A 2,023-nucleotide genomic window follows, 5' to 3' on the forward strand; every position below is an offset into this window, starting at 1 on the left:
AAGCACCTGTTTTTTTATCTTTGTAAACATTTGATGTTTTTGCCATTTTTCTCCTCCACTTGTTGAGGGAATGGAAAGCAAGCGAAAAACTGTTCCCTATCAGTATACCATTTTTCTCTTGTTTTTTGAAAGATTTTTCTATAATTTATTCTCAAATCTCGTTTAATAATTGTATTCATCAATTTCTCCCCTCAAATATTAAAACGTTTAAAAACAGAAAGAAGGCGTGTTTTCTGAAAAATATAAAAAGTCTCTCACACAATTATTTGTGCAAGAGACATCTTCAATACTTTTGTTTTGTTATTTGATATAGTTTGATTAGCTTGAATACGAACAAAATTGAAAATCTAGCTATCTCGTTCAAAATAAAAACATTATCTTTTTTGTAAACTTTTTTTACGCAATGCAAGAGCATAAGACAAAACAGGCACTCTAATGAGTGCCAACCCGACAGTGTCGGGGTTTTGCCGTGTGCCTGTGTTTTTTCCTTTAGTGGGCGTTTAGTGGTAAATAGTGGGACTTTCCACTGGTATGGTGGTGTAGATTTCGAGATATTTTTTCCGAAAACTAGATTGTAAAAACACAAAAAACAGAAAATTATAAATTATGTTTTTGTTATTTTTTCTACCTCTGATTTATTTAGAAACCAAATATTTTAAAACCATCATCATCTTCAGAGACTGGTATATCAAAACCAAAGGCTCTTGCCATTTCATCTTGACCTTCATCTGAACGCCAATAAAGGCGTTCTGCCTCTGCCTTAGTTTTTGCTTTTTCAGCTTGTGGGTCTACCAAATTATATTGTGAAAGAAATGCTTCGGCAGAATCTGGGAGCTTGACTTTTGAAACACGTAAAGGGTCTGACGGAATGTCACCTTTTAAATTTGCAGAGTTTATTCGATAATGCTCGCCGTATTTCTCAATAGCTGTACCTCCTCCTTTATTGCTATCAAATTCTCTCTCTTTTGTCGACATAAAATCGCCAACTTCTCCACTAGCACCCTTTTTAACTTCAATATCTGATGAAAAAGATAGAATTTGATAAGAAATGTAGCTCTTCTGTATGAAGTTGTCTCCCTCTTTTTCATAAGTACCAATTATTAATTTGATGTTTTTCCTATCTCCATCTCCTTCATAATATTCTTTAGAACGTTGCGTACCATCATAAACTTCCATAAACGTTTTATCGTCTAATAATTTTATATACGAAATACTTCTATCACTTTCTCGTACATCAGATTTGCTCCATGACATGGTATAGGTTTCCCCGATTTTTATTTCTGTAACTTCTTTATTTTCAGACATTGCATTTATCCCTTTCTTAATTTGAGCACAAGCAGATAAAACACTCAAAGAACTAATAAGCATTACAAAGACTAAACCTATTCGGCACATAGGGGCTTTTAATTTTAAAGTCATTTGCCACCTTTAATTTTCTCTAAATTTGTCTTATAGTCATGTGTCTCATCATATTTTCCCTTAGCTTTTAATCTCAAATCAGGTTCATTGCTTTCTGGAAATTTGACGTCCAGAAATTCATGCCTATCACCACTGTTCTGATATTTTCCATTTTTAATCTTAGGCTCTGAATAATTTGCTGAATCCGTATTCGCAATATTTTGATAATCATCTTCATAATGCTTTGGATCTGAAATATAACGAAGTCCTGTATCATCTGTATCTAAATGATTCCACATACTTACCGTGTTATTTCCATCATGCGTGAAAATAATTTCAATATGCCCTACTGTGATTTTTTCATTCTTAGGGTTTGGTTCTTTATCTAATTCTGTCCGATTATGATAACCAGCTTCAGGATTTCCTGGGACTATTCCCATTTCCTCTACCCATTTTAGATAGGCTGATGCCTTGGTTTCTCCCTCGCCAACAGGTAGTTTATCATTAATATAATCGACAATAGGCTTATCTAACCAGTAACGCATTTGATGGTCTATTGCATCATCTAGTTTTTCATCATTAGGATATTTAGCTTGTATTAATTTGGAATAACTTTCTGTAAATT

The 2,023-nt window shown here is 33.4% G+C and carries 2 protein-coding genes and 1 pseudogene; all 3 read right to left on the reverse strand.

Features of this window, described 5'->3' with window-relative positions:
* Positions 1–14: 14 nt before the first annotated feature.
* Complete coding sequence (locus tag ACYQ21_RS15390) at positions 15–179, reverse strand: hypothetical protein (protein ID WP_460059548.1); 165 nt, start codon at positions 177–179, stop codon at positions 15–17.
* Between the two features lie 460 nt (positions 180–639).
* Positions 640–1,419: a hypothetical protein gene (locus tag ACYQ21_RS15395; protein ID WP_460059550.1), complete on the reverse strand. Its 780-nt coding sequence runs from the start codon at positions 1,417–1,419 to the stop codon at positions 640–642.
* Positions 1,416–2,023 (reverse strand): annotated as a pseudogene (locus ACYQ21_RS15400) (hypothetical protein); the annotation flags it as partial. The pseudogene ACYQ21_RS15400 and the gene ACYQ21_RS15395, both read right to left, overlap by 4 nt.

It is taken from the genome of Pseudolactococcus yaeyamensis, assembly GCF_054658615.1.

Bases quoted from the DNA above. Each gene is read 5' to 3' on its own strand.
- ACYQ21_RS15395 (WP_460059550.1), bottom strand. From the start codon at position 1,419: ATGACTTTAAAATTAAAAGCCCCTATGTGCCGAATAGGTTTAGTCTTT.
- ACYQ21_RS15390 (WP_460059548.1), bottom strand. From the start codon at position 179: ATGAATACAATTATTAAACGAGATTTGAGAATAAATTATAGAAAAATC.